Origin of the sequence: Methylobacterium bullatum, from assembly GCF_014845095.1 — a bacterium.
GTDB classification, from domain to species: domain Bacteria; phylum Pseudomonadota; class Alphaproteobacteria; order Rhizobiales; family Beijerinckiaceae; genus Methylobacterium; species Methylobacterium bullatum.
In genome coordinates, this window is record NZ_NKUG01000231.1 from 1 (window position 1) to 3,982 (window position 3,982).

Annotated in this window: 2 protein-coding genes; one reads left to right on the forward strand and one right to left on the reverse strand. The window is 70.0% G+C overall.

The window, feature by feature from the left end:
• Positions 1-26: 26 nt before the first annotated feature.
• Positions 27-1,640, reverse strand: coding sequence for an ABC transporter substrate-binding protein (locus MBTS_RS22495; RefSeq protein ID WP_192216530.1), 1,614 nt, complete (start codon positions 1,638-1,640; stop codon positions 27-29).
• A gap of 256 nt (positions 1,641-1,896) precedes the next feature.
• Here MBTS_RS22495 and MBTS_RS22500 point away from each other — a divergent pair.
• On the forward strand, positions 1,897-3,982 hold a 2,086-nt coding region (locus MBTS_RS22500), incomplete at its 3' end, for an FUSC family protein (RefSeq protein WP_192216531.1).

Consider the following 3,982-nt stretch of genomic DNA (forward strand, 5'->3'; position numbering starts at 1 on the left):
CCCACAAGGGGGAGGGAGGATGCGTCTCACTTCCCCACGGTGATGGGCGAGAAGTCCTGGTACCAATTCTGGGCCTGGACGAAGCCCTTCACTTTCGAGCTCATGGCGCGCGGGTTGGTGTCGTGGGCGACCATGAGGAACAGCGCCTCGTCGACGTATTTCTCGTGGACCTTCTGCAGCACCTTGATCTGCTCGGCCGGATCGAACGTCGTGCGGATCTGATCGAACAGCTTGTCCATCTCGGGGTCGCAGTAATGGCCCCAGTTCGTGCCGTTGGGGGCCGCCAGATTGCACTGCAGGTGGCGGATGAAGCCGGTGAAGGGGTCCTGGATGAAGTAGGAGAAGTTCATCCCCGTGGCGCCGCGCGACACGTCGGCCTTCGCGCCGGCCCGCCACAGGTTGATGAGCGCGTTCCACTCGACGACTTCGAAATTCACCTTGATTCCGATATCGGCGAGGTTCTGCTGGATCAGCTCGTTCATCGGCAGGGGCTGCATCTGGCCCGAGCCCGAGGGTGCGATGAGGATCTTCGTGACGATGGGCTTGTTGGGGCCGTACCCGGCCTCGGCCAGGAGCTTCTTGGCCGCGTCGGGGTCATAGGTCGGCTTGAAGGTCGGCGAGCCGAACCAGGCCGAGCCCGGCGGCATGAAGCCCTGTGCCGGGATCATCAGGCCGCTGAGCATCTCCTTCATGCCCTCGCGGTCGACGGCGAGGTTGGCGGCCTTGCGCACGCGGATGTCGTTCCACGGCGAACCCTCTGCCCGCGACAGGTGCCAGGTCCAGTTATGCGGATAGGCGTTGGTGACGATGCTGAACCCCGCCCCCTTGAGGGAGGCGATGGCGTCCGGCGGCGGGGCCTCGATCCAGTCGACCTGGCCCGAGCGAAGGGCCGCCACGCGGGCATTGGCCTCCGGCAGGGGCACCAGCACCAGCTTGTCGAGCTTGGGCACCCGCGCCTTGTCCCAGTATTCGGCGAAGGGGGCCATCTCGGCGCGCTCGCGCGGGGCGAACAGGGTCAGCTTCCACGGGCCGGTGCCGGACGGAGTCTTGGCGAATGCGTCCCAGCTCTTGCCCAGCTTCTCCCACTGCGCCGGCGAGGACATCATGATCCAGGCGATCTGGTAGGGCAGCGTCGCGTCCGGTGCCTTGGTGGTGATCTCCACCGTCATCGGATCGACCACGCGGTAGCTGGCGACACCGGGGATGCGCGACCTACCCTGCGCCGACTGGCGCGGATCGAATTGCGGCGCATCGGTCTTGAGGAGCTTGTCGAAGTTCCACACCACCGACTCGGCGGTGAAGGGCGACCCGTCGTGGAAGGTGACACCGGGGCGCAGCTTGAAGATCCACTTGGTCTTGTCGGCGGCATCCACCGCCCAGGAGGTGGCCAGACCGGGGGTGAGGTCGGAGGGCTTGGTCGCGCTCGACAGGTCCCAGTTGATGAGCGCGTCGTAGACCGTGTAGCCGGTGAAGCGCATGCCCTCGCCGCCATTGTCGGCCTGCCCCGTGGTGAGCGGGATGTCCGACGCGGTCATTCCGATGCGCAGCGTTCCCTGTGCCCATGCGGACGGCACCATGCCGCCGGCGGCGAGCGCCGCGGCCACGAGTCCAACGCGAAGATGTTCTGCCAAGCCTCTCATCGTGTTGTGCTTTTCCTCGGTCGACCGATGATCGGCGAAATTGCCGGTGTCGCGAACGCCCATGCAAGGCGCCGGCCAGACTGGACTCTTTCCAACCCCGGCGGGTGAAAATGCATACGAAATCCAGCGCGGCCGGGCGGTTCGCCATGCGCTGGGGGCCGGCCCGCCCGGCGGGGGCGACGTCATGGGTTTTGCGCTGCGGCGATCGGCTCTAAACCGCCTCACACCGGGCATGCCGCCCGGCGGAGCGTCCCGGTTGTCCCTCCCTCCGAACCCCAGGGCCAAGGCCAGCGGCGCCGTCTCCGGCGGCCTCCGGCGCGGGCGCGTGGCCGGCTTCCTCATGGGGCGGGGCTCCCTCTCCACGCCGGGATCGAACCTCGCGCGCCTGCCGATCGCCCTCGACCCGCGCGGGCTCAGCATCATCGAAGGCATCCGGGCGGCCTGCGCCTTCGGCACCGTCATCCTGCTCCACGAATTCGTGGCGTGGCCCCCGCTCCTGATCATGGCGCTTGCGGCCAACCTCACCTGCTTTGCCGATATCGGCGGCCCGATGCGCTCCCGGCTGATGGTGCTCGCCGTGTTCTCGGTGATCGGCAGCCTGATCTGGAGCCTGTTCGGCCTGCTCCAGCCCCATGGCCCGGCGCTCGTTGTGCCCCTCGCCACCCTCGTCATCTTCTGCTGCAGCTATGCGCGGGTCTGGGGCGTGCAGGAGCAGACCGCCGGCAACGTCCTCGTCCTCGTCCTGGCCTTCGCCCTCGACCGTCCCCTCACCGGCGGCGAGGCCGTCATCGCCGGAGCGATGGTGCTGGCCGGCGGCCTGTGGGCGACGGTGCTGGCCCTCGCTCTGTGGCGGCTCAACCCTTACCGCCCTACCCAGAGGGCCGTGGCCGAGGTCTGGCGCCGGCTCGCTCTGCTCAGCGGCGATCTCGAAGACCTCGCGGCCTCGGACGAGGCCGGCGCGGCGGGATTCGACGACCATGCCCGCGCCCATCGCCGCGGCGTGCGCGAGGCGATCGAGCTCGCCCGCGGCCTCATCGTCGACCTCGCCCGCAGCCGCGAGCGCGTCTCCGACCGCACCGCCCAGGCGCTGATCCGGCTGGAGAGCGCCGAGCAGATCTTCGCCGCCCTCATCGCCCTGTCCGACCGGATCGAGGCCGACCGCAACCCCAACCGCCAGGTCCGGACCCGGCGCCTGCTGCGCCGCCTGCGGCCGCTCCTCCTCGTGGTCGCGCGGGCGATCCGCGACGACACCGTCCTCGACCTGCCGCGCATCGAGCGCTCGATCGCGCGGGCGGGGCGCGGATTCGCGTCCGACCCTGCCCTCAAGTCCCTGGCCGAGCGCATCCTCGACCGCGTCCGCATCGGGGCCAAGCTCTCGACGCCGGAAGGGTATCGCCCCGGCGGCACGCTGCTGGGGAGCGCCAGCCTGCCCCTGCGCCAGAGGATGCTCGGCCCGTTGAAGGCGAACTTCACCCTGGCCTCGCCGAACCTGCGGCACGCGATCCGCGCCAGCACCGTCACCGCCCCGGTCCTCGGTCTCACCCTGCTCTGGCCGGGGCCGTTCACGCACTGGCTCACCATCACGGTGGTGCTGACCATGCAGCCCTTCTACGCCGCCACCTGGCAGCGGGCGCTGGAGCGGATCGGCGGCACGGTGCTCGGTGGGCTGTTCGGCGCCCTGCTCGCCAGCCTCGCCACGACGACCCTGGCGCTCGCGGCGCTGATCTTTCCGTTGAGCATCATCGGTTTTGCCGCCCGGCAGGTGAGCTATGCCTTCTTCATCGCCTGCCTGACGCCCCTGGTGGTGCTGCTGGTGGAGGTGATGGAGCCCGGCCATGCCTCCTGGGAAGTCGCGGGCATGCGCGCCCTCTTCACCCTGCTCGGAGGTCTCATCGCGGTGGCGAGCAGCCTGCTGCTCTGGCCGGTCTGGGAGCCGGATCAGGTCCGTCTCGAACTGAGGAAGGCCGTCAAGGCCCATGCCGATTTCGCGCGCACCGTGCTCTCGAATCGGGCGGAGGCCGAGCGGAGGGGGGCGGCGGAGGCCGCGGCGCGGGCCAGCGGCCTCGCCCTCAACAGCCTGGAGGCCGCCCTCTCCCGCGCCCTGCAGCAGCCCCGCGCCGGGCGCCACCCCCAGGTCGAGACCGCCATGGTCGCCGACGCGACCCTGCGCCGGATCGGTGCGCGCCTCTCGGCCCTGCGTCATGCCGCCGAGCCCAAGCCCGCTCTCGCCGAAGAGCTCGCGGGCGATGCCGGGGACGAGGCGGAGGCGTGCCGCGCCTGGACCTTGTGGATCACCACCACCCTCGCCCGCCTCGCCGAGGATGGCGGCGCCCTGCCCGCCC

Coding starts and splice junctions, on each gene's coding strand:
- MBTS_RS22495 (WP_192216530.1), bottom strand. CDS start 1,640: ATGAGAGGCTTGGCAGAACATCTTCGCGTTGGACTCGTGGCCGCGGCG.